Raw genomic sequence first — 20683 nt, forward strand, 5'->3', positions numbered from 1 at the left:
TGAAAATAAGCGCGCACGTTGTCAAGGGTTCACGAAGATCGCGTGCGGGTGCGAACCATCGCCGGGTCGACAACCCCGGCCGAACCCGGGTAGTGCTGAGCGTCGAGCAGATGCGTCGCGGCCAATTCCCGCGCCCGTGCGGCGTCACCGGCCTCGATGGCGTCGATCAGCGTGCGGTGGTCCTCCAGCGCGGCCCGGCGCTCGTCGACCGGAATGCTGGCATGGTCGGTGAACTGACGCGACCAGCTCAGCTCGTGCGACGACCACAGCTTCTCCAGGGCGCCGGCGAGGATGATCATCGTCTCGTTGCCGCAGTGCTGCACCAGCGCTTCGTGGAAGCGCCGGCTCGCAGAAGTCACCGCCACCAGATCGTCGACCGATTCGACCGCCTCGGCATGGATTTGACGAAGGACCGGCACCACGGCGGTCTTGCGGTCGCTGCGCTGTGCGCACAACGCCGCGCAGGCCGGCTCGACCTGCTGCAGCGCGGAGCCGACGTCGCCTAGGCTCACCTGGTTCGCGCCGAGTACCAGACCCATGGTGTAGGCCACGTTGCTCGCACTGGGCCGGTGCACCACCGAGCCGCCGAGCTTGCCGCGGCGCACACTGAGCAGGCCCTCGGCGTCCAGGATTCGGATCGCTTCGCGTAGTGAGGGCTTGCTGATCGGAAACTCGACCAGGAGCTCGTCCTCCGTCGGCAGCACGCTGCCGTCGGCGAGCTCGCCGCTGAGGATGCGGCGGCGCAACTCGTCGGCCACCTGCTCGGCGAGGCGGCGGAAACGGACGTCGGGCGCGGCCACGGGTCGAGTGTGCCAGAGAGGGGCGGTCGGGTGACCGAAGCCGGCACCCGTTCTATCCGGTGCGCCCGGGGGTACGAAACGTCGTGCCCCCGGGTGCCGGATTTCTACTCGTCCTCGTCTTCGTCGAATTCCAGATCGAGCGGGTCTTCACTGTGGGGGTCCACGGTGTACTGCTGCCAGTAGGAGGGGCTGAAGTAGATGGTGTCGGAGCTGTCGGCGTGATCGCCGATCTGGACCCAGAGAATCTGGTCCTTCTCGCCATAGCTCAGCGCGTTGGGGTACTGGATGCTGCTGTCGACAGTGCGAATGTGAATGTTGTGCGTCACGCCAAAAGTCTTGCACCTGAACGCATCTGCGGCTGTTGACGGAACACCGGTGACGACAACGATTGCCCGAATGGCCACGCGGATGTCACACGTGGTTGGGCGGGACGCCACCCGGTTCCCGGAGCGGGCTCGCCGCGCCAGGAACCGGCGGTGACGCGAAAGACTCAGACCGACAAATCCCGCCGCAACTTGGCGACGTGGCCCGTGGCCTTGACGTTGTACTGCGCGACCTCGATGTTGCCCTTCTCGTCCACGAGGAACGTCGACCGGATGACGCCCTGCACGGTCTTGCCGTACATCGTCTTCTCGCCGAAGGCGCCGTAGGCGGTGAGCACCTTGCGGTCGGGGTCCGACAGCAGTGGGAAGGTCAGGCCCTCGTTGTCACGGAACTTGGCGAGCTTCTCGGGCTTGTCCGGGGAGATGCCGATGACGTCGAGGCCGGCCTCATTGAGTTCGGCCAGGCTGTCGCGGAAATCGCAGGCCTGCTTGGTGCAACCCGGCGTCGAGGCTGCCGGGTAGAAGTAGACGATGACCTTGCGGCCCTTGTAGTCCGACAGCTTCACGGTGTTGCCGTCGGCGTCGGGCAGGCTGAATGCGGGGGCTTTGTCGCCCACTTCGAGTCGCGGGGTCGGTGCCACCGGGAGGTCCCTTCTGTCGGCCAGGCGTTGCTGTTACAGCAAGCTGCTCTAGGGTAGAGCGCCAAGGAGCAACCCGAGCTGGAGGGCTGAAGTGGCTGACCGGAATCCTGACGAGATCAAGCAGGAAATCGATCGTGCACGCGATCAGTTGGCGTTGACGGTTGACGCCCTCGCGGAGCGGGCAAACCCGCAGCGCCTGGCCGATGACGCGAAGGCCAAGGCCATCGCGATCGCGTCCAAGCCGGCGGTGATCGCAACGTTCGCCGGACTCGGCGTCGTGGTGCTGGTGGTGGTTATCCGCAAGATCCGCGGATAACCCGACTTTCTAGTTCCCGCGACGCGGTGTCAGCCAGCCTGGCAGCCAGCTGCGCGGGGGATTCGCCACCCGGCCCAGTCGGGTGCAGTTATGGACGATGACCAGGGCGTCGTCAGCTGCTGTCGCAACGTCGGCGCTCGGCGCTGCGTAGGTCGCACCGGCGATCGGTGTCATCAGCTAACTCCCCTCAGTTATCGTCACCTACATTTCTACACCATCATACGCGGTTTCAGCTAACTTTGTTTTCGGGCTGCTTGTTGCAAAATTGCAGGTCCATCAGATTTTTGTCGATCTGTCGACGTCAGCCGCTATTGACGATCATGTCGCTATACACCACTGTGGCAGGTGTGTAGTGGCAACGGTGACGTGGCGAATCGGCCGACACTCGTGGCGATTTCGGGCCGGTGCGGCCGAGCGGGCCGTCGGGGTGTGATGTTGGTGACAGCGCGGGCCGGTTTCGGGCAGCCCGGCTTCTCGGCAGGGGGTTCATACCCCGGGTCGAGGTGTCGTAAACGGCGCTGACCATACGATTTCACCCTGCAGCCATCGGGCTGTTAATGTCTCTCTCGCGCGCCGTTAGCTCAGTTGGTAGAGCAGCTGACTCTTAATCAGCGGGTCCGGGGTTCGAAACCCTGACGGCGCACAGCTGCGAAAGCCCTCTCCTTCGGGAGGGGGCTTTCGTCGTTTCGGGTTGACGCTGCGCTGTGGGTCTCGGTTACTCGGCCTTTTGTGCCCTGGTTGCAGGGTGAACGCCGGTCTTGGGTTGACGCTGCGGTGAGGGTCTTGGCTACTCGGTTTTTTGCGCCCTGGTTGCAGGGTGAGCGCCGGTCTTGGGTTGACGCTGCGGTGTGGGTCTCGGTTACTCGGCCTTCTGCGCCGTGGCTGCAGGGTCAACGGTGGCCTTGGCTTGAGCCTGCGCTGTGGGCCTCCGCTACCCGGCCTTTTACGCCCGACCCGCAGGCTCAACGCCGGCCTGCGGACGCCCACGGTGGCCGCCATCGACGAAAACCCAAGCAGCAGAACATCATTACCTGCCACGTAATCGACTTGCCGCGCTACGGCCGCCAAGCTTTGAGCTGACCACCCCGACACGAAAGAGGTCAGCATGAACGACATCGTCACCGCGTACCTGAAGACCTGGAACGCCACCGACCCGATTGAGCGGAAGGCGCTGCTCGACGACCACTGGACGCCCGAGGCGTCCTACACCGATCCGATGGCCGACGTCACGGGTCACGACGCCATTTCCGGCGTGATCGGTGCCGTACACACCCAATTCCCCGGATTCGTCTTCTCGCTCGTCAGTGGCCCCGACAGGCACCACAACCAGGCCCGCTTCCAGTGGGGCCTGGGGCCGGAGGGGGAGCAGCCGCCCATCGTCGGGTTCGACGTGCTGGCCACGGACGCCGACGGCCGCATCCGGTCGGTGCACGGCTTCCTGGACCAGGTGCCGGGCTGAACCTAGACCTCGGTGTGTAGGAACGCGGCCAGCTGAGCGGTCGCCAGCGCTTGTTCGGCGTCGTACTGCTCGAACGTCGCCACCACACTGAACCCGAGGCGCTCAGCCAGTCGCAGCGAGGGGCGGTTGGCGGTCTGGGTGATGATCACGACAGGTTGATCGTCCAGCTCGCCGGCCGCGTATCGCAGCAACAGCCGCGCGGCTTCGCTCGCATACCCCTGACCCCAGGCGTGCGGACGGAAGACGTAGCTCAGCTCGAGTTCGTCGCCGTCGGGGTGCAGATGGCCGGGAACGTCGTTGCGACGGCGGCTCAGCGTCACCGTCCCCAGCATCTCGTCGGAATCCGCAGCCGTCGCGATGTAGCAGCCGGGGGCTTCCAATAGCGTTGCGGCACCGACCCCTTCGAGCACGGCGCGCACTTCGTTGACGGGCCGCGGGCCACCGAGATACCGGCGCACCCGTTCGTCGGTCTGTGTTTCGATCAGGCCCTTGGCGTCGCTGTCGCGCGCCTTGCGAAGGCGGACTCGCGGTCCTTCGAGACTGGACGCTCGCAGCTTGATCGCATCATCCACGCGCACCACTGTGCCAGCCGGGTGAGAAAGACCTGGAAAACAAACATCGCCCCACCCGCTGTGCGGGTGAGGCGATGTTCTACCTCGGGGTGGCTGACGGGACTCGAACCCGCGACACCCAGGATCACAACCTGGTGCTCTACCAGCTGAACTACAGCCACCATCGCCGCTCTGTAGGAGCAGCGTCGTAGATACTAACCGCTTGGGCCCGCTAAGCCGAATCGGTCTCCACCGCGTCGTTCGTCGGCGGCCCCAACTCGCCGGCGACGGCCGCGATTTCGCTGGTAGACGGGCCGGGCGCGGGCACGAACGCGGTGCCGCGGTAGTACTTCAACTCGCGGATGGATTCGTGGATGTCGGCAAGTGCGCGGTGCGCGAGCCCCTTGTCCGGCTGCCCGTAATAGATGCGCGGGTACCAGCGGCGGCACAGCTCCTTGATCGAGCTGACGTCGATCATCCGGTAGTGCAGGAAGTCGTCGAGGCGGGGCATGTCACGGGCGATGAAGCCGCGATCGGTGGCGATCGAATTACCGGCCAGGGGAGCGGTTTTCGCTTGCCCGATGTGGCTGCGAATGTAGTCCAGCACCATCTGCTCGGCCTCTTCGAGGGTGACCGTAGAGGTCCGCACCTCATTGATCAGGCCCGAGCGGGTGTGCATTTTCATCACCACATCGGCCATGCCGTCGAGAGCGGCGTCGTCGGTGTGGATCACCACGTCGACGCCCTCGCCGAGCACGTTCAGGTCGCTGTCGGTGACCAATGCCGCGATCTCGATGAGCCGGTCGGACTTGAGATCCAGCCCCGTCATCTCGCAGTCGATCCATACCAGTTCGTCACGCACGGTGTTCCAGACTATTCCCAGGCGCTCAACCGGGTGTCCATACCCGGCTACCAGCGACCCGACGAAGTAGGGTCAGGCGCATGACGACTGACTCGAGTGCATCCCCCGCGCAGCAGATCGCCGCTGGTTACAACGTCACCGGCCAGGCCCTGAACCTCGGCGCCGTGGTCGTCGACGGGGCCGTCGATCCCGCCGCGCAGGTCAAGATTCCGCTCGCCACCATCAACCGTCACGGCCTGATCGCCGGCGCGACCGGTACCGGCAAGACCAAGACGCTGCAGGTCATCGCCGAGCAGCTGTCGACGGCCGGGGTGCCGGTCGTGATGGCCGACGTCAAGGGCGACCTGTCCGGGCTCGCGCAGCCCGGCGCGGCCAGCGACAAGACCGCCCAGCGGGCGAAAGACACCGGCGACGACTGGACACCGACCGCGTTCCCCGTCGAGTTCCTGTCGCTGGGGACGACGGGTGCGGGCGTCCCGGTGCGCGCGACAGTCACCAGCTTCGGGCCCATTCTGCTGTCGAAGGTGTTGGGGCTGAACCAGACTCAGGAGTCGACGCTCGGGCTGATCTTTCACTGGGCAGACCAGAAGGGGTTGCTCCTCGATGACCTGAAGGACCTGCGCGGCGTCATCCAGTTCCTGACCAGTGATGAGGGCAAAGAGGAGCTCAAGGCGCTGGGTGCGGTGTCTCCGGCCACCGCGGGCGTGATCTTGCGTGCGCTGATCAACCTCGAGGCCGAGGGTGGAGACACGTTCTTCGGATTGCCCGAACTCAAGCCCGAGGACCTGATGCGTCTGGACCCGCAGGGCCGCGGCATCATCACGCTGCTGGAGCTGGGTAGCCAGGCCGCCCGTCCGGTGTTGTTCTCGACGTTCCTCATGTGGGTGCTGGCGGACCTGTTCACCACGCTGCCCGAGATCGGCGACGCGGACAAGCCGAAGCTGGTCTTCTTCTTCGACGAGGCGCACCTGCTGTTCGCCGACGCGTCCAAGGCGTTCCTGGACCAGGTCGAGCAGACCGTCAAGCTGATCCGCTCCAAGGGCGTCGGCGTGTTCTTCTGCACCCAGCTGCCGACCGACATTCCCAACGACGTGCTCAGCCAGCTGGGTGCGCGCGTCCAGCACGCGATTCGCGCCTTCACTCCAGATGACCAGAAGGCCCTGACCAAGACGGTGCGGACGTACCCGAAGTCGACGGTCTACGACCTGGAGTCGGCGCTGACGTCGCTCGGGATCGGCGAGGCCGTCGTCACGGTGTTGTCCGAGGTGGGTGCGCCGACCCCGGTGGCGTGGACCCGGCTGCGCGCGCCGCGGTCGCTCATGGGCACCATCGGACCCGACGCCATTGCCGCCGCTGCCAAGGCCAGCCCGTTGCAGGCGACCTATGGGCCGACGGTCGACCGCGACTCGGCCTTCGAGCGGCTTTCTGCGCAGCCGGCGCCGGCCGATGCGCCGCCCGCGGCCCCGGACGCGGTTCCCGCTCCCGTACCGGCCGAAGAGCCCGATCTCACCGCATCCGGACGCGTCGAGGTGGAGGCCGAAGGACCCGGCATGGTGTCGGAGGTGCTGCAGAGCTCGGCGTTCAAGAGCTTCCTGCGGTCGGCGGCGACCGTGGCAGGCCGCGAGATCACTCGCAGCCTGTTCGGCACGACCCGCCGGAGGTAGGTCGGCGCGGCGGCCGGCTTTACGACCCGCCGAGCTTCTTGTAGACGGCGCCGACGATGGGCGCGACGATCGCGCGCGGGGCGTAGCCGCTCGCGGCCGACATGGCCTTCGAGGTCAGACCGGGCACGACGCGCATCTTGTTCTTGTCCAGACCGTCCAGCGAAATCCGGGCGGTGTACTCGGTGTCGATCCACAGGAAGTCGGGGATCAGACGCTCGACGAGTGACTGCTCGGACGGGTCGGGCAGCTCGGTGCGCACGGGTCCGGGCGCCAGCAGCGTGACGTTGATGCCGTGCGGCTTGAGCTCGCCGCGCAGCGACTCGCTGAAGGTGTTGGCGAAGGCCTTGGACGCGGCGTAGGTCGCGTTGTTCGGGATGGGCGAGTTGCCCGCGGCCGAACCGGAGATCAGGATGCCGCCGCCGTTGCGCGCGATCATGCCGGGCAGCACGGCGAGCACCAGGTCGTGCACGCCCTGCACGTTGAGCTGCACCTGGGCCTTCTCACCCTCGGCAGGCAGGTCGGCGACGGCGCCGAACGTCGCGGTGCCGGCATTGGCGCACAGGATCGAGATGTTGCGCTCGGCCAGTTCCGCGCAGAGCTTGTCGCGGTCGGCCGGGTCGGTCAGGTCGCAGGCCCGGACCTCGACGGTGACGCCGTACTTGTCGGTGATGCGCTGGGCGACCTCGGCCAGCACGTCGCCGCGGCGGGCCGTGATGATCAGGTGGTGGCCGCGGGCGGCGAGTTCGGTGGCCAGCGCTTCACCGATGTTCTGAGAGGCGCCGGTGACGACGGCGCGGGCGTCGGGACTGGGAGCGGGTACAGGCATGGGTGCAATCGTAGGGACCAATAGAGTGGGCGCATGAGTAGCCCCGGGGCGGGTATCCCGCCCGTCGGCCGGGGTCGCGTCGCCGCCTGGGCACTGTGGGACTCCGGTGCCACGGGCGTGAACGCGATCGTGACGACCTTCGGTTTCAACATCTACCTCATTTCCGAGGTCGGCAAAGGGCTGCCCGGGTCGACGACGCCGGAGAGCTGGCTGGGGCGCGCGGTGCTGGTGGCGGGCTTCGCGGTGGCACTGCTGGCGCCGGTGACGGGCGTGATGGTCGACGCCGCGTACCGGCGGCGGCGCGCGCTCGCGGCGCTGACGGGCGCCGTCGTGGTGCTGACGGCGTCGATGACGTTCATCAAACCCGACTACCACTACCTGTGGATCGGCCTGGCGTTGTTGGCCGCCACGGCGGCGTGCATGGATCTGGCGACCGTCCCGTACAACGCGATGCTGCGCCAGTTGTCGACGCCGGTGACGTCGGGCCGGGTCTCTGGATTCGGCTTGGCGGCAGGGTTTTTCGGCAGTGTCGTGCTGCTGCTCCTGGTCTTCGTGGGGCTCAAGTCCGGCAGCGGCGACACCCTCGGGCTCCTGAATGTGCCGAACTCGGACGGCAAACCGGACCGGTACGCGGTCCTGGCGGCCGCGGCGTGGTTCGTCATCTTCGCGCTGCCGTTGCTGCTGACGGTGAAGTCGCCGCCGCACGACGGCACCCCGGCCGTCGGATTCTTCGGCGCCTACCGCAGGTTGTGGACGGAGGTCGTCGGGGAGTGGCGACGTGACCGCAACGTCGTCTACTACCTGCTCTCGAGTGCCATCTTCCGTGACGGCCTGACGGGTATCTCGATCTTCGGCCCGGTGGTGGGCGTCAGCGTCTACGGGCTGGCGCCGACGAGCGTGCCGTTGTTCGGGGCCGGTGCGTTCACCATCGCGGCACTGGGCGCGGCGCTCGGTGGCATGCTCGACGACCGGATCGGTTCCAAGCGCGTCATCGTGGGCTCGTTGACCGCGATGGTCGCGGTGGGCATCACGCTGATGTTCCTGTCCGGGCCGCTGGCCTTCTGGATCTGCGGCCTGACGCTGTGCCTGTTCGTGGGCCCAACCCAGTCGGCGTCGCGGAACCTGATGCTCCGCATCGCGGCGGACGGCAAGGAGGGTGTGGCCTTCGGGCTCTACACGACCACGGGCCGGGCGGCGCACGTGCTGTCGCCGTGGTTGTTCTCGATGTTCATCGACATCTTCGCGACGACGCGCGCGGGACTGGGCGGCCTGTGCACGGTCCTGGGGATCGGGCTCGTCGGAATGCTGTTGGTGAAGGTGCCGGCGCGGCGTTAGGCCCCGTGGCCGCGGCCGCGTTTGCCGGCCTGCCGGCACACCGTGAGGCCGGCGCCTTCCCGCTGCTGAATCTGGGTGCCGTCGACCGAGATGGTGCAGGCGATGCCGCGTCCGGCGTTGACGATGCTGACGCTCGCCGAGCGTGCCGCCGGGCGGTTCAGCTGCACCTCCTTGGTCCACGGCAGCGGCACGTTGAACTCGGTCTGCAGTACCCCACCGGTGTCGACGTACGTGATGCTCACGGCACGACCCTTGCCGATCACGGCGTACAGCACGGCTTCGGTGTCACCGCTTTCGGCGTCCGGCGGCGCGGCCGCGGCAGGGGGACTGACGGCTTCGCTGGGCTCACTGCTCTCGGGCGTCGTGGTGGTGGTCACAGTCGTCGACGATGACATCGGATCCTGCGTCGGGACCGGCAGTGGCGGCGGGGCGACGAGGGTCTGTTGTTCGGAACTGTTGACGATCACCAGCGCGATCACCGAGCAGAGGGCGAGGATCAGCACCGCGCCGGCCAGCGGGAACAGCCACTTGTGGCGGCGGACCTTCGGCGGTGCGGTGACACCGTACGGATCGGTGAAGGCGTCGGTCTGGTAGCCGGCCGTCGGCATGGCCGGGAGTTTCTTGGTGGCGTCCAGCCCGTCGTCGCGCGATCCGGTCATGCCCACCTCATGTTTGCAGGGTACCTGCGGCGCGCGGTGGACCGTGGAGACGTTCCAGCGGCCGGGTCAGCGGTGCGGAGCCAGCGCGGCGACGGTCATGGCACGCAGCACCGCGCGCGAGGATTCCTCCTGCTTGCGGGCACCACCCGCGGTGACGCTGTGCGGCGTCGAGTTCAGGAGCCCGAATGCGGCGTGCGCCATGGTGCGGGCGTCCGTTTCGCTGCGTGACGGGTCGAGCCGGCGCAGGACGTCGACCCAGATCTCGACGTACTGGCGCTGCGAGCGGCGCACCTGCCGCTTGGCGGCGTCGGGGAGGTTGTTGAGGTCGCGGTCCTGGATCCGGATCAGGTCGGATTCGTTGAGCGCGAAGTCGAGGTGGAACTCGATGAGGCCGTCGAGCGCGTCGGCGGGGTCGTCGGTGCCGGCGACCACCGCGCGTCCCCCCTCGTGCAGGCGGGCGCTGACGCTCACCAGCAACTCGACCAGGAGCGCTTCCTTGTTGGGGAAGTGGCGGTAGATCGCGGGCCCGCTGATTCCGGCCGCGGAGCCGATGTCCTCGAGGCGGACGGCGAGGAAGCCACGCTCGGCGATGAGCCGTTCGGCGGCGGCGACGAGTTGGCCGCGCCGGTCGGATTTGGCTCGGCTGCGCGGTGTTTCGGCGTCTGACGCTGATGCCGTCATGGACACCTCCAACCCGGTCTGGACAACTCAGTTAATGAAGACTAACATCGCGTTCGGTTATTCGCCATTAACTCAAGTGAAATGGAGCGACGATGTCGCCGAGCGTTTCCCAACGGGTATCGCATCGCGAGCAGCACCTGGCGCTGGTGGCCGATCTGAAGGACAGGCTGGCCGTCGCTGCCCTGGGCGGATCCGAGCGCTCCCGCGAGCGCCACGTCGGTCGCGGCAAGCTGCTGCCGCGCGACCGGGTCAACGGGCTCCTCGACCCCGGCAGTCCGTTCCTGGAGATCGCGCCGCTGGCCGCGGGTGGCATGTACGACGACGAATGCCCGGGCGCCGGCATGATCGCCGGCATCGGCCGGGTGTCGGGCCGCGAATGCATGATCGTCGCCAACGACGCGACGGTGAAAGGCGGCACGTACTACCCGATCACGGTCAAGAAGCACCTGCGGGCACAGGAGATCGCCAGCCAGAACCAGCTGCCGTGCGTGTATCTCGTCGACTCCGGCGGCGCGTTCCTGCCCCGCCAGGACGAGGTGTTCCCCGACCGTGAACACTTCGGCCGCATCTTCTTCAACCAGGCCAACATGTCGGCGCGGGGCATCCCGCAGATCGCCGCGGTCCTCGGCTCCTGCACCGCCGGTGGCGCGTACGTCCCCGCGATGAGCGACGAGGCCGTCATCGTCCGCAACCAGGGCACCATCTTCCTGGGCGGCCCGCCCCTGGTGAAAGCCGCTACCGGAGAAGTGGTTTCGGCCGAGGACCTCGGCGGTGGCGACCTGCACTCCAAGATCTCCGGCGTCACCGACCACCTCGCGCACGACGACCGCGACGCGCTGCGCATCGTGCGCCGCATCGCTTCGACGTTCGGGCCGCGCGCGCAGGCGCCGTGGGACGTCGCCCCGACGGTGGACGCGGTGTGCGACCAGACCGAGCTCTACGACGTCGTACCGATCGACTCCAAGGTGCCGTACGACGTGCACGAGGTGATCACCCGCATCGTCGACGGTGGCGAGTTCACCGAATTCAAGGCCGAATACGGCACCACGCTGGTGACGGGCTTCGCCCGCATCCACGGCCACCCCGTGGGCATCATCGCGAACAACGGTGTGCTGTTCGGCGAATCCGCCCAGAAGGGCGCACATTTCATCGAGCTGTGCGACAAGCGGTCGGTGCCGCTGCTGTTCCTGCAGAACATCTCCGGCTTCATGGTGGGCCGCGACTACGAGGCCGGCGGCATCGCCAAGCACGGCGCCAAGATGGTCACCGCGGTGGCGTGCGCGCGGGTGCCGAAGCTGACCGTCGTCATCGGTGGCTCCTACGGCGCCGGCAACTACTCGATGTGCGGCCGCGCGTACTCGCCGCGCTTCCTGTGGATGTGGCCCAACGCCCGCATCTCGGTGATGGGCGGCGAGCAGGCCGCCTCGGTCCTGGCCACCGTGCGCGGTGACCTGACGCCGGAGGAGGAAGAGGCCATCAAGGCGCCGATCCGCCAGCAATACGAGGATCAGGGCAACCCCTACTACTCGACGGCCCGGCTCTGGGACGACGGTGTCATCGACCCTGCGGACACCAGAACCGTGGTGGGGCTGGCTCTTTCAGTTGTCGCGCAGGCTCCGCTCGAGCCTGTGTCCTACGGCGTGTTCAGGATGTGAGATGAAGACCTTCGATACTGTCCTGGTCGCCAATCGTGGCGAGATCGCAGTCCGCGTCATCCGGACGTTGCGGGCCATGGGGATTCGTTCGGTCGCGGTGTTCAGCGACGCCGACGCCGGTGCCCGGCACGTGCTCGAGGCCGACGTCGCGGTGAACATCGGCCCGGCCCCGGCCCGGCAGAGCTACCTGAGCATCCCGGCCATCGTGGACGCGGCCCGGCGCACCGGCGCCCAGGCCGTGCACCCGGGCTACGGATTCCTTTCGGAGAACGCCGAATTCGCCGCAGCCCTGCACGACGCGGGCATCGTCTTCATCGGGCCGCCGGCCAAGGCCATCGGCACCATGGGCGACAAGATCACCGCCAAGGCGGCGGTGTCGGCGTTCGGCGTGCCGGTGGTTCCCGGTATTTCGCGCCCCAACCTGACCGACGACGAGCTCATCACCGGCGCTCCCGAAGTGGGCTTCCCGGTCCTGGTGAAGCCGTCCGCCGGTGGTGGCGGCAAGGGTATGCGCGTGGTGCATTCGGCCGCCGAGCTGCCCGCCGCGCTGGCCTCGGCCCGCCGCGAGGCGGCGTCGGCGTTCGGTGACGACACCTTGTTCCTGGAACGATTCGTGTTGAACCCCAGGCATATCGAGGTCCAGGTCGTCGCGGACAGCCACGGCAACGTCGTGCATCTGGGCGAGCGTGAGTGCAGCCTGCAGCGCCGGCACCAGAAGGTCATCGAAGAGGCCCCCTCGCCGGTGCTGGACGAGGCGACGCGGGCACGGATCGGTGCGGCCGCCTGCGACACGGCGCGCAGCGTCGACTACCGCGGCGCGGGCACCGTCGAGTTCATCGTCTCCGCCGACCGGCCGGACGAGTTCTTCTTCATGGAGATGAACACCCGCCTGCAGGTGGAGCACCCCGTCACCGAGCTGGTCACGGGCATCGACCTGGTCGAGTTGCAGGTGCGGGTGGCGGCCGGCGAGGCGCTGCCGGTGGCCCAGGACGACATCACCATGACCGGCCACGCCATCGAGGCCCGTGTGTACGCCGAAGACCCGGCGCACGACTTCCTGCCCACGGGCGGCACCGTGCTGGCGCTGGCCGAACCCGCCGATGCCCGGGTCGATTCCGGTATCCGGGCCGGCTCGGTGATCGGCAGCGACTACGACCCGATGCTGTCGAAAATCATTGCGTACGGGCCGGATCGGGAGTCTGCGCGGCGTGGCCTGGACCGGGCGCTGGCAGACACCGCCGTGCTGGGTGTCGGGACCAACATCGACTTCCTGCGGTTCCTGCTGGCCGACGAGGACGTCATCGCCGGGCGTCTCGACACCGGTCTGCTGGACCGCCGCACCGGTGACTATGTCGCCGCCCAGGCCGGCGACGACGAGTTCATCGCCGCGGCCGCGTACCGCTGGCTGCACAGCTGGTTGGACGCCGGTGAGCTGTGGGCCACCCCGACCGGCTGGCGGGTGGGCGAGCATGCACCGACCACCATCCGGCTGCGGGCCGGCGACCGCACCGACCACGTGCACCTCACCGGAACGCCCGCCGGCGCCACGGCGCGCATCGAGGATGGCGAATCACGCAGCGTGGCAGCGTCGTTGGCCGGTGACCGGCTGATCGTCACGGTCGACGGGCTGCGCACCGAATATCTGACCGCCGTCGAGGACCACCGGTTGTGGCTGGCCGGCGCCGGCCGCACGACCGTCATCGAGGACGTGCGCGAGGCCCCGGTCCGCGCCGACGACGAACACAGCGGTGACGCCGAGATCGTCAGCCCGATGCCGGGATCTGTTGTGGCCGTGGGCGTCGAGGACGGCGCGACGGTGAGTAGTGGTGACGTCGTCGTCACCGTCGAGGCCATGAAGATGGAACACGCGTTGTCGTCGCCGGTCGACGGCACCGTGGAATTGCTTGTCGCCGTGGGCGATCAGGTCAAAGTAGGCCAGCCGCTGGCCCGGATTATCGCAGCAACCGAGGAGACCAAATGAGCGACTTCATTTCGACCGGCACCCTGCCGGACCACTACGCCGAGCTGACCAAGACGGTTCGGGAATTCGCGCAGACGGTCGTCGCGCCGGTGGCCGCCCAGCACGACAAGGACCACACGTTCCCGTACAAGGTCATCGACGGCATGGCCGAGATGGGTCTGTTCGGCCTGCCGTTCCCCGAGGAGTACGGCGGCATGGGTGGCGACTACTTCGCGCTGTGCCTGGCCCTGGAAGAACTCGGCAAGGTGGACCAGAGCGTCGCCATCACGCTCGAGGCCGGTGTCGGCCTGGGCGCCATGCCGGTGTACCGCTTCGGCACCGAGGCGCAGAAGCAGGAATGGCTGCCGCAACTGGCCAGCGGAAAGGCCTTGGGCGCCTTCGGCTTGACCGAGGCCGGCGGTGGCAGCGATGCCGGCGCCACCAAGACCACCGCCAAGCTGGACGGCGACAGCTGGGTGATCAACGGCTCCAAGCAGTTCATCACCAACTCCGGGACCGACATCACCAAACTGGTGACCGTGACGGCCGTGACCGGCGAACTGCCCGGCGGGCACAAGGAGATTTCGGCGATCCTGGTTCCGGTGCCGACGCCGGGCTTCACCGCCGAACCCGCTTACGACAAGGTCGGCTGGAACGCCTCGGACACCCACCCGCTGAGCTTCGACGACGTCCGCGTGCCGGCCGAGAACCTGCTCGGTGACCGTGGCCGCGGCTACGCCAACTTCCTGCGCATCCTCGACGAGGGCCGCATCGCCATCGCCGCGCTGTCGGTCGGTGTCGCGCAGGGCTGCGTCGACGAGTGCGTGAAGTACTCGAAGGAACGGGAAGCGTTCGGCCGCAAGATCGGTGGCTACCAGGCCATCGCCTTCAAGATCGCCCGCATGGAAGCCCGCGCACACGTCGCCCGCACCGCGTACTACGACGCCGCCGCGCTGATGCTGGCGGGCAAGCCGTTCAAGAAGGCAGCCTGCATCGCCAAGATGATCGCCAGTGAGGCCGCGATGGACAACGCCCGCGACGCCACCCAGGTGTTCGGCGGCTACGGCTTCATGAACGAGTACCCGGTGGCCCGGCACTACCGCGATTCGAAGATCCTCGAAATCGGTGAGGGCACAACGGAAGTTCAGCTGATGCTGATCGCGCGTGAGGCCGGGCTGTGACCGAGAAGCGGATCATCGAGCAGCGCGGGCTCTGGTACGAGGAGTTCCAGCCGGGCGTCATCTACCAACACCGGCCCGGCCGCACCATCACCGAAGCTGACAACGTCCTGTTCACCACGCTGACCATGAACACGCAGGCGCTGCACCTGGACGCCGCGTTCTCCGACGCATTGCCGCCGTTCCATGCGCGGCTGGTGAATTCGATGTTCACGCTGTCCACGCTCGTCGGCCTTTCGGTGGCCCAGCTGACGCAGGGCACGATCGTCGGGAACCTCGGTTTCTCCGACATCGCCTTCCCCAGGCCGCTTTTCCACGGCGACACGCTTTACGCGGAGTCCGAGGTCATCGAGAAGCGCGAGTCCAAGAGCCGGCCGGGGGAGGGCATCGTTACCTTCGCCCACACCGGTCGCAACCAGCACGGCGACATCGTCGCCACGGCGACACGCAAGACCATGGTGCGTAAGCGTCCGGCGGACGCGGTCTGATGGCGCTCGAGTCTCCGGGACCCGGCTGGCTGTTCTGCCCGGCGGACCGGCCCGAGCGGTTCGAAAAGGCCGCCGCCGCAGCCGATGTGGTGATCCTCGACCTGGAGGACGGCTGCGCCGCGAAGGACCGGCCGGCCGCGCGTCAGGCACTGATCGACACCCCGCTGGACCCGGCGCACACGGTCGTGCGGCTGAACCCGTCGGACACCGCCGATCACCCGCTGGATCTGGCGGCGCTGGCCAAGACGCCGTACACGACGGTGATGCTCGCCAAAACCGAATCAGCCGAACAGGTTCGGGCCCTGGCGCCGCTGGACGTGGTGGTGCTGGTCGAGACCCCGCTCGGCGCGCTCGCCGTCACCGAGACCGCCCGGGTCGACAACACCTATGCCGTCATGTGGGGTGCCGAGGACCTGTTCGCCGTGCTCGGCGGCACCGCGAACCGCTGGCCCGACGGCAGCTACCGCGACGTCGCCAAGCATGTCCGGTCGCAGTCGTTGTTGGCGGCCAAGGCCTTTGGCAAGCTCGCGCTGGACTCGGTCTACCTGGACATCAAGAACCTCGACGGCCTGCGGGCCGAGGTCGACGATGCCGTGGCCGTCGGATTCGACGCCAAGGTGGCCATCCACCCGACGCAGGTCGCGGTCATCCGGGACGGCTACGCGCCGACCGAGAAGGAGATCGCCTGGGCGCGTGCGGTACTCGATGCCGCGACCCGCGAGCGCGGCGTGTTCCAGTACGACGGTCTCATGGTCGACATGCCGGTGCTGCGCCGCGCCGAGCGGATCGTCGCACTGGCGCCGTAGCGGGAGCTACAGGTCTTCGACGCTGAGGATGCCGTCTTGCACGGCGCGGGCGACGAGTTGGGCCTTGGTGGCTGCCGGCCGCCCCGCGGCGGCGTACTTGGCGCGGACGCGTTGCAGGTGGGTCCGGACGGTCGTCGGCGCGAGGTGCAGGCGCTTGGCGACGATGTCCTTGCTCTCGGTCTGAAACCACGCTTTGAGCACTTCGCGTTCGCGCCGCGTGAGGCCAGGCCGGCCGGAGTCGGTGTCCGAGCAGATGGCCGCGGCCATCCGCGGACCGACGTACGGCTCGTGGGTGCTGGCCGCGCGGATGGCCTCGATGAGGTGGCCCTGCCCTTCGCTCTTGGCGAGATAGGTGACCACGCCGATGGCAAGGCACCGCAGGATCACCTCGGCGTTCTCCAGGTGCGAGTAGACGATCACCGCGTGTCCCGCGTCCACGATGGCGGCGACGGCGTCGAAATCGGGCTGGCGGCTGCGCAATTCGAGGTCCAGGATGACCGCCGCCAACTGGCCGTCGGCCTTGGGGTAGACGTCCCGGAACGACTCGGCGTCGAGGTGGTCGGACGCGACGCGGATGGGTGGGTCGGCCTGGGCACACCACGCCGAGACGCCGGTGTGGATGACGTCGTGGTCATCGACAACGGCGATGGCCAGGGGCTCAGGTGGATTGGCCGGCGCGGACATGTTCGGTGGGTCTTCCTGGGAGTGGGTGGCGCACGGTGATCCACACCGTGTCATCGAGGGTGGTCAGGTCGAATTCATCTTCGTCGCCGACACTGGATTTCGTCGGCAATTCGGCGTGGCGCGCGCGGTGACACATGACGCTGAGTTCGACGGCAGCCGTTTCGGCGGTCACGGTGATGCGGGCCGGTGCGGCGGCGGCGTGCAGAACCTGGTCGACGAGCCGGGCCAGCCGCCGCGCGGTGGGCACATCCATGGCCGGCAGCGTGCCCTGGACGTCGACGGAAACGGCGATGCCGCGATTCTGGGCCGCGTCGACGCGGGGGCGCAGCTCGCGCAGCAGTACGTGCTCGAAGCTGGATGACTGGTCGAAAAGGGTACGCAGCCGCTGATATTCGAGTTGCGCGCGACTCCGGGTCTCGGCGTCGACCGGTGCACCGTCGGCGAGGCCGGACAGCAGGGGCTGAATGGTGGCGGCGAGGTCCGCGTAGCGGCGGTCGTATTCCTCCTGTACTGCGTCGGCGATGTGCGCCGCGGCGATCAGGCGCATGTGGCTCTCGGTCTCGGCAGACGCAGCGGCCGCGGACCGCCGGATCATGTCGGCCACAACCAGAGCGCAGAGTTGGGCGACGAGGACGCTCGCCGTGTCGTATCCGAGGACGACGATGGTGTGGACCGACGGATCCCGAATGATCGCGTAGACGCCGGGCACCACCCAGCACCACACCAGGACGCCCACCGCATACCTCAGCCGCACGCTGAGCAGCAGCGGCAGCACGCACCAGCCGATCGCACCTTGGGCCCACTGCAACTGCGGGTCGAGGTCATAGATCGGCATCGAGAGCGACTGCACCAGAGCAACGATCACCAGGGCTGCGATGCCGAACCGGGCCCGCGGATTGGTCCGGCCCATCACCCGGGGGATCGCCGCCAGTGTCGCGACCGTGATGACGACGATGAGGGACCGTTGCAGCTGGGGATACGCCGCGAAGCTCACGGACGCGGGGGCGGTCACCAGCAGGTTCACCAGCCCGTAGGCGACCAACCCCAGCCCATATCCCATATGGGCGCGCTCGATGAGCCGCTCTGGGTCGGGTGCCGGCGTGGCGCTGGCCGATGCTGCAGTGGGCCAACACAATTCGACCGTGGTGCCCTGCCCGGGCAGCGTGCTGATCTCGGCGACGCCGCCGAGCTGTTGCATACGGGCGACGATGGAGTCGGCGATGCCGTGTCCCCGCGTCGGCCGGGTGAGATCGAATCCACACCCGTCGTCGGTGATCTGGATCCGTCCGGGATGCACGGTGATGGTGACGGCGGTGGCGCCGGAATGCCGGTCGACATTGGTGAGGGCTTCGCGCGCGGCGGCTGCGATGGTCGCCGCTGTCGCACCGTCCACCCACATCGCGGTGACACCGGCATAGCTCACGGGCGTCGTGGTGTGGGTGGCGTGATCACGCAGGGCGGCAACGAGATCGGCCGGGGGTACGGGAGCCTGGGTGGTCTCGGTGAAGACGCGAAGATCGCGGCGCGCCTGGGCGGCGACGCGCGCAGGCGACAAGGCGGTGCCGGTGCCCACCATCAGCAGGGTGGAGGCGACGGTGTCGTGGAGCAGCCGCATCTGCTCGCGGTCGTAATCGCGCACGGCGGCATTGACTTTCTGGCGGAGCTCGACGGCGAGGCGCTCGGCGCGGGCCACATCGACTTTTTCGGCGACGCGCACCGTCAGGACGCGGATCAGTGTCGCCGCCACCCACAGCAGTGCGAAGTAGTAGACGTTGACCCATTGACCGGGGTCGTGCACCCCATCGACCGATGCCGCGCCCGCCGCGAGCGCCGCCACGACACCGGCGGTCATCGCGATGTTGAGCAGGGGTTCGAACACCGTGAAGCTCGCGATGGCCGTACCGGCAATGGTGATCGGCGCGCAGGTCGACGGGCACACCTGATCGTCGGCTGCCGCGACGGGCAGGACCAGGCACGCGGCCAGCGTGACGGCGTAGTCGATCGCGATGATGCGCGGCGTCGCGGAGCGGGTCAGCAGCCGGTACAGCGACCAGGCGCCGGCCAGCCCGGCGAAGACGACGCCGGCCACGCTGATCCGGGGCGCCGAGACCAGCACGACGGCGTACACCACCAGCGCCCCGCCGTGCCGCAGGAACACACTGACGTGCATCGTGTGCTCGAGGAAGTTGCGGCGTGCGGCGCCTGTACCGGTGTCAAACATGATGTGGCTGACGTACGGGTGCGGTCAGGGGCCTGGTACGGCTGAGGCCCGGGCGACGTAGGGGCCGGCGCGGTTCGGACGTCTCATCGTTTCTCGCTTCTGGCGCTGCCACGTTGATGATGCGACGGTTTTAGCACGCGGCAACGACAGACTTCGGGCCGATGAGCGTGTCACCAGCACAAATAACAATGAATTCATACGTTCGGGCTACAAGTCGGCCGTATTGCCGCCGACCGGCGCCGGCCGGTCCGACACGTCGCCAGTCTGTTACCTGCGATAACCGCGGCCAGATGGCCTCCGGGCGCATAATGGCGGTGATGCCCCAGCACTGCGGCGAGCAGAGCGGATCATCCGACTGATGCCACACCCCGGCATCGGCCGGCGACCCTCACCACCTGAGGGTTGCCCTGGTCGCCACCGCGCTGAGCTTCTCGCGGACTGACGGCCGAACATGCCGTCACCGGAAGGAGGCGGTATGGCTGACGTGTCGGTCCCTGGCCTGGACAACCGGGTGGACCTTGAGCCCGTGCAACTCATCGCGCCCGACGGCGCGCCCACCTCCGACGAGCGATATCGCCGCGACCTGCCGCCCGAAACACTGGGCTGGCTGTACGAGGAGATGGTCCTCACCCGCGACCTCGACGTCGAATTCGTCAATCTGCAGAGGCAGGGTGAACTTGCGTTGTTCGCCTCGTGCCGCGGTCAGGAAGCCGCACAGGTGGGCGCGGCAGCATGTCTGCGCAAGACCGACTGGCTGTTCCCGCAGTACCGGGAGCTCGGCGCCCTGCTGGTCCGCGGCATCACGCCGGCCCAGATCAGCGCGGTGTGGCGGGGCCGCTGGCACGGCGGTCTGGGCTTCACCGAGAAACATTGTGCGCCAATCTCGATCGACATCGGGTCGCACGGTCTGCACGCCGTCGGCGCCGCGATGGCCGCACAACGGCTCGGCGAAGACTCGGTGACCGTGGCGTTCGTCGGCGACGGCGGCACCTCCGAAGGCGACATGCACGAAGCGCTCAACTTCGCGGCCGTCACGTCCGCGCCGTGTGTGTTCTTCGTGCAGAACAATCAGTGGGCCATCTCCGTGCCGGTGCGTCATCAGCAGGCGGGACCGTCGATCGCGCATCGCGCCATCGGCTACGGCATGCCCGGCGTCCGAGTCGACGGCAACGATGTGCTGGCCTGCTACGCGGTGATGTCCGAGGCGGCGCAACGCGCCCGCGGTGGCGACGGGCCGACGTTGATCGAGGCCGTCACCTATCGGATGGGTCCACACACCACGTCCGATGACCCGACCCGCTACCGCGACCCCGACGAGCTGAAGTACTGGGAGGCACGCGATCCCATCGCGCGCTACCGGGCGTACCTGGAGCAGGTCGGAGTGTGGACGCCCCGCTTGCATGAGCACGTCGAGAACCGCTCCCGCCGGCTCCGCGCCGACCTGCGCGAGGCGGTTCTGACCGCGCCGGACTTCGACGTCGCGGACATGTTCGACAACGTCTACGCCGACATCACACCCGAGCTGGCCCGGCAGCGCGACGCGTTGCTGGCCGAATTGGATTGGGAGGGTTGAC

General features: G+C 67.8%; 21 protein-coding genes and 2 tRNA genes. 11 read left to right on the forward strand and 12 right to left on the reverse strand.

Annotation, left to right across the window (positions count from 1 at the left end; translation table 11 throughout):
- Positions 1-29 precede the first annotated feature (29 nt).
- The 3 genes from ACJEIK_RS07885 to bcp all read right to left on the reverse strand — a co-directional run bounded on the left by ACJEIK_RS07885 (position 30) and on the right by bcp (position 1764).
- The gene (locus ACJEIK_RS07885) at positions 30-800 is read right to left on the reverse strand and encodes a FadR/GntR family transcriptional regulator (RefSeq protein WP_060999542.1); all 771 of its coding nucleotides are present in this window, start codon (positions 798-800) and stop codon (positions 30-32) included.
- Between the two features lie 104 nt (positions 801-904).
- Positions 905-1126, reverse strand: coding sequence for a hypothetical protein (locus ACJEIK_RS07890; protein WP_133427318.1), 222 nt, complete (start codon positions 1124-1126; stop codon positions 905-907).
- Between the two features lie 164 nt (positions 1127-1290).
- A complete protein-coding gene (gene bcp / locus ACJEIK_RS07895; protein WP_029119327.1) occupies positions 1291-1764 on the reverse strand; it encodes a thioredoxin-dependent thiol peroxidase in 474 nt (157 codons plus the stop codon).
- A gap of 91 nt (positions 1765-1855) precedes the next feature.
- On the opposite strand from bcp, the gene ACJEIK_RS07900 reads away from it, so the two are divergent.
- Positions 1856-2080: a DUF3618 domain-containing protein gene (locus ACJEIK_RS07900; protein ID WP_020102269.1), complete on the forward strand. Its 225-nt coding sequence runs from the start codon at positions 1856-1858 to the stop codon at positions 2078-2080.
- 9 nt (positions 2081-2089) lie between these two features.
- On the opposite strand, the gene ACJEIK_RS07905 is transcribed toward ACJEIK_RS07900, so the two are convergent.
- Positions 2090-2254: a hypothetical protein gene (locus ACJEIK_RS07905; RefSeq protein WP_165605581.1), complete on the reverse strand. Its 165-nt coding sequence runs from the start codon at positions 2252-2254 to the stop codon at positions 2090-2092.
- Positions 2255-2650: 396 nt separating this feature from the next.
- Between ACJEIK_RS07905 and ACJEIK_RS07910 the strand changes: the two genes are divergently transcribed.
- A tRNA-Lys gene (locus tag ACJEIK_RS07910) sits at positions 2651-2723 on the forward strand.
- 462 nt (positions 2724-3185) lie between these two features.
- On the forward strand, positions 3186-3539 hold the full coding sequence (locus ACJEIK_RS07915; RefSeq protein ID WP_409431294.1) for a nuclear transport factor 2 family protein: 354 nt from the start codon (positions 3186-3188) through the stop codon (positions 3537-3539).
- Positions 3540-3541: 2 nt separating this feature from the next.
- On the opposite strand, the gene ACJEIK_RS07920 is transcribed toward ACJEIK_RS07915, so the two are convergent.
- The 3 genes from ACJEIK_RS07920 to orn all read right to left on the reverse strand — a co-directional run bounded on the left by ACJEIK_RS07920 (position 3542) and on the right by orn (position 4952).
- Entirely contained in the window at positions 3542-4111 is a 570-nt protein-coding gene (locus ACJEIK_RS07920) for a GNAT family N-acetyltransferase (protein WP_409431295.1), read from the reverse strand.
- A gap of 88 nt (positions 4112-4199) precedes the next feature.
- Positions 4200-4272 (reverse strand) — tRNA-His (locus tag ACJEIK_RS07925).
- Positions 4273-4322: 50 nt separating this feature from the next.
- Entirely contained in the window at positions 4323-4952 is a 630-nt protein-coding gene (orn, locus tag ACJEIK_RS07930; RefSeq protein ID WP_226521192.1) for an oligoribonuclease, read from the reverse strand.
- Positions 4953-5032: 80 nt separating this feature from the next.
- Between orn and ACJEIK_RS07935 the strand changes: the two genes are divergently transcribed.
- The gene (locus tag ACJEIK_RS07935; RefSeq protein ID WP_135356549.1) at positions 5033-6616 is read left to right on the forward strand and encodes a helicase HerA-like domain-containing protein; all 1584 of its coding nucleotides are present in this window, start codon (positions 5033-5035) and stop codon (positions 6614-6616) included.
- A 19-nt stretch (positions 6617-6635) separates the two neighbouring features.
- On the opposite strand, the gene cmrA is transcribed toward ACJEIK_RS07935, so the two are convergent.
- Positions 6636-7442, reverse strand: coding sequence for a mycolate reductase (cmrA, locus tag ACJEIK_RS07940; protein ID WP_409431296.1), 807 nt, complete (start codon positions 7440-7442; stop codon positions 6636-6638).
- Between the two features lie 33 nt (positions 7443-7475).
- Between cmrA and ACJEIK_RS07945 the strand changes: the two genes are divergently transcribed.
- Positions 7476-8777: an MFS transporter gene (locus ACJEIK_RS07945; protein WP_409431297.1), complete on the forward strand. Its 1302-nt coding sequence runs from the start codon at positions 7476-7478 to the stop codon at positions 8775-8777.
- On the opposite strand, the gene ACJEIK_RS07950 is transcribed toward ACJEIK_RS07945, so the two are convergent.
- Together ACJEIK_RS07950 and ACJEIK_RS07955 are read right to left on the reverse strand one after the other, a co-directional pair.
- Complete coding sequence (locus tag ACJEIK_RS07950; RefSeq protein WP_064860260.1) at positions 8774-9436, reverse strand: MmpS family transport accessory protein; 663 nt, start codon at positions 9434-9436, stop codon at positions 8774-8776. The two genes, ACJEIK_RS07945 and ACJEIK_RS07950, sit on opposite strands and share 4 nt — an antisense overlap.
- Before the next feature lie 66 nt (positions 9437-9502).
- Positions 9503-10117, reverse strand: a complete 615-nt coding sequence (locus ACJEIK_RS07955) for a TetR/AcrR family transcriptional regulator (RefSeq protein WP_073696763.1) — start codon at positions 10115-10117, stop codon at positions 9503-9505.
- 92 nt (positions 10118-10209) lie between these two features.
- Here ACJEIK_RS07955 and ACJEIK_RS07960 point away from each other — a divergent pair, with 92 nt between their 5' ends.
- From ACJEIK_RS07960 to ACJEIK_RS07980, 5 genes are read left to right on the forward strand one after another with little or no spacing between them, the layout of a single operon-like run.
- Positions 10210-11772 carry a carboxyl transferase domain-containing protein gene (locus tag ACJEIK_RS07960; RefSeq protein WP_064860258.1) on the forward strand — a complete coding sequence of 521 codons (1563 nt, stop codon included), beginning with the start codon at positions 10210-10212 and terminating at the stop codon, positions 11770-11772.
- Position 11773: 1 nt separating this feature from the next.
- Positions 11774-13753: an acetyl/propionyl/methylcrotonyl-CoA carboxylase subunit alpha gene (locus tag ACJEIK_RS07965; protein WP_138248353.1), complete on the forward strand. Its 1980-nt coding sequence runs from the start codon at positions 11774-11776 to the stop codon at positions 13751-13753.
- Complete coding sequence (locus tag ACJEIK_RS07970; protein ID WP_409431298.1) at positions 13750-14913, forward strand: acyl-CoA dehydrogenase family protein; 1164 nt, start codon at positions 13750-13752, stop codon at positions 14911-14913. Before ACJEIK_RS07965 ends, ACJEIK_RS07970 begins: the two co-directional genes overlap by 4 nt.
- Positions 14910-15398 (forward strand): MaoC family dehydratase, encoded by a 489-nt coding sequence (locus ACJEIK_RS07975; RefSeq protein WP_061006775.1) that lies wholly within the window; start codon positions 14910-14912, stop codon positions 15396-15398. The genes ACJEIK_RS07970 and ACJEIK_RS07975 overlap by 4 nt, the downstream gene beginning before the upstream one ends.
- Positions 15398-16204 (forward strand): HpcH/HpaI aldolase/citrate lyase family protein, encoded by an 807-nt coding sequence (locus ACJEIK_RS07980; protein WP_138248355.1) that lies wholly within the window; start codon positions 15398-15400, stop codon positions 16202-16204. The genes ACJEIK_RS07975 and ACJEIK_RS07980 overlap by 1 nt, the downstream gene beginning before the upstream one ends.
- Positions 16205-16210: 6 nt before the next feature.
- Here ACJEIK_RS07980 and ACJEIK_RS07985 read toward each other — a convergent pair whose 3' ends face one another.
- Both ACJEIK_RS07985 and ACJEIK_RS07990 read right to left on the reverse strand, forming a co-directional pair.
- Entirely contained in the window at positions 16211-16888 is a 678-nt protein-coding gene (locus ACJEIK_RS07985; protein WP_409431299.1) for a LuxR C-terminal-related transcriptional regulator, read from the reverse strand.
- The gene (locus ACJEIK_RS07990; RefSeq protein ID WP_409431300.1) at positions 16863-19109 is read right to left on the reverse strand and encodes a sensor histidine kinase; all 2247 of its coding nucleotides are present in this window, start codon (positions 19107-19109) and stop codon (positions 16863-16865) included. The genes ACJEIK_RS07985 and ACJEIK_RS07990 overlap by 26 nt, the downstream gene beginning before the upstream one ends.
- A 475-nt stretch (positions 19110-19584) precedes the next feature.
- Here ACJEIK_RS07990 and pdhA point away from each other — a divergent pair, with 475 nt between their 5' ends.
- Entirely contained in the window at positions 19585-20682 is a 1098-nt protein-coding gene (gene pdhA / locus ACJEIK_RS07995) for a pyruvate dehydrogenase (acetyl-transferring) E1 component subunit alpha (RefSeq protein WP_409431301.1), read from the forward strand.
- Position 20683 lies beyond the last annotated feature (1 nt).

It is taken from the genome of Mycobacterium sp. SMC-16 (genome assembly GCF_046250085.1).
GTDB lineage: Bacteria > Actinomycetota > Actinomycetes > Mycobacteriales > Mycobacteriaceae > Mycobacterium > Mycobacterium phocaicum.

What these genes read in the sequence shown, in the direction of transcription:
- ACJEIK_RS07905 (WP_165605581.1), bottom strand. Translation starts at nt 2,254, where the DNA reads ATGACACCGATCGCCGGTGCGACCTACGCAGCGCCGAGCGCCGACGTT.
- ACJEIK_RS07915 (WP_409431294.1), top strand. Translation starts at nt 3,186, where the DNA reads ATGAACGACATCGTCACCGCGTACCTGAAGACCTGGAACGCCACCGAC.
- ACJEIK_RS07935 (WP_135356549.1), top strand. Translation starts at nt 5,033, where the DNA reads ATGACGACTGACTCGAGTGCATCCCCCGCGCAGCAGATCGCCGCTGGT.
- cmrA (WP_409431296.1), bottom strand. Translation starts at nt 7,442, where the DNA reads ATGCCTGTACCCGCTCCCAGTCCCGACGCCCGCGCCGTCGTCACCGGC.
- ACJEIK_RS07945 (WP_409431297.1), top strand. Translation starts at nt 7,476, where the DNA reads ATGAGTAGCCCCGGGGCGGGTATCCCGCCCGTCGGCCGGGGTCGCGTC.
- ACJEIK_RS07950 (WP_064860260.1), bottom strand. Translation starts at nt 9,436, where the DNA reads ATGACCGGATCGCGCGACGACGGGCTGGACGCCACCAAGAAACTCCCG.
- ACJEIK_RS07955 (WP_073696763.1), bottom strand. Translation starts at nt 10,117, where the DNA reads ATGACGGCATCAGCGTCAGACGCCGAAACACCGCGCAGCCGAGCCAAA.
- ACJEIK_RS07960 (WP_064860258.1), top strand. Translation starts at nt 10,210, where the DNA reads ATGTCGCCGAGCGTTTCCCAACGGGTATCGCATCGCGAGCAGCACCTG.
- ACJEIK_RS07965 (WP_138248353.1), top strand. Translation starts at nt 11,774, where the DNA reads ATGAAGACCTTCGATACTGTCCTGGTCGCCAATCGTGGCGAGATCGCA.
- ACJEIK_RS07970 (WP_409431298.1), top strand. Translation starts at nt 13,750, where the DNA reads ATGAGCGACTTCATTTCGACCGGCACCCTGCCGGACCACTACGCCGAG.
- ACJEIK_RS07980 (WP_138248355.1), top strand. Translation starts at nt 15,398, where the DNA reads ATGGCGCTCGAGTCTCCGGGACCCGGCTGGCTGTTCTGCCCGGCGGAC.
- ACJEIK_RS07985 (WP_409431299.1), bottom strand. Translation starts at nt 16,888, where the DNA reads ATGTCCGCGCCGGCCAATCCACCTGAGCCCCTGGCCATCGCCGTTGTC.
- ACJEIK_RS07990 (WP_409431300.1), bottom strand. Translation starts at nt 19,109, where the DNA reads ATGTTTGACACCGGTACAGGCGCCGCACGCCGCAACTTCCTCGAGCAC.
- pdhA (WP_409431301.1), top strand. Translation starts at nt 19,585, where the DNA reads ATGGCTGACGTGTCGGTCCCTGGCCTGGACAACCGGGTGGACCTTGAG.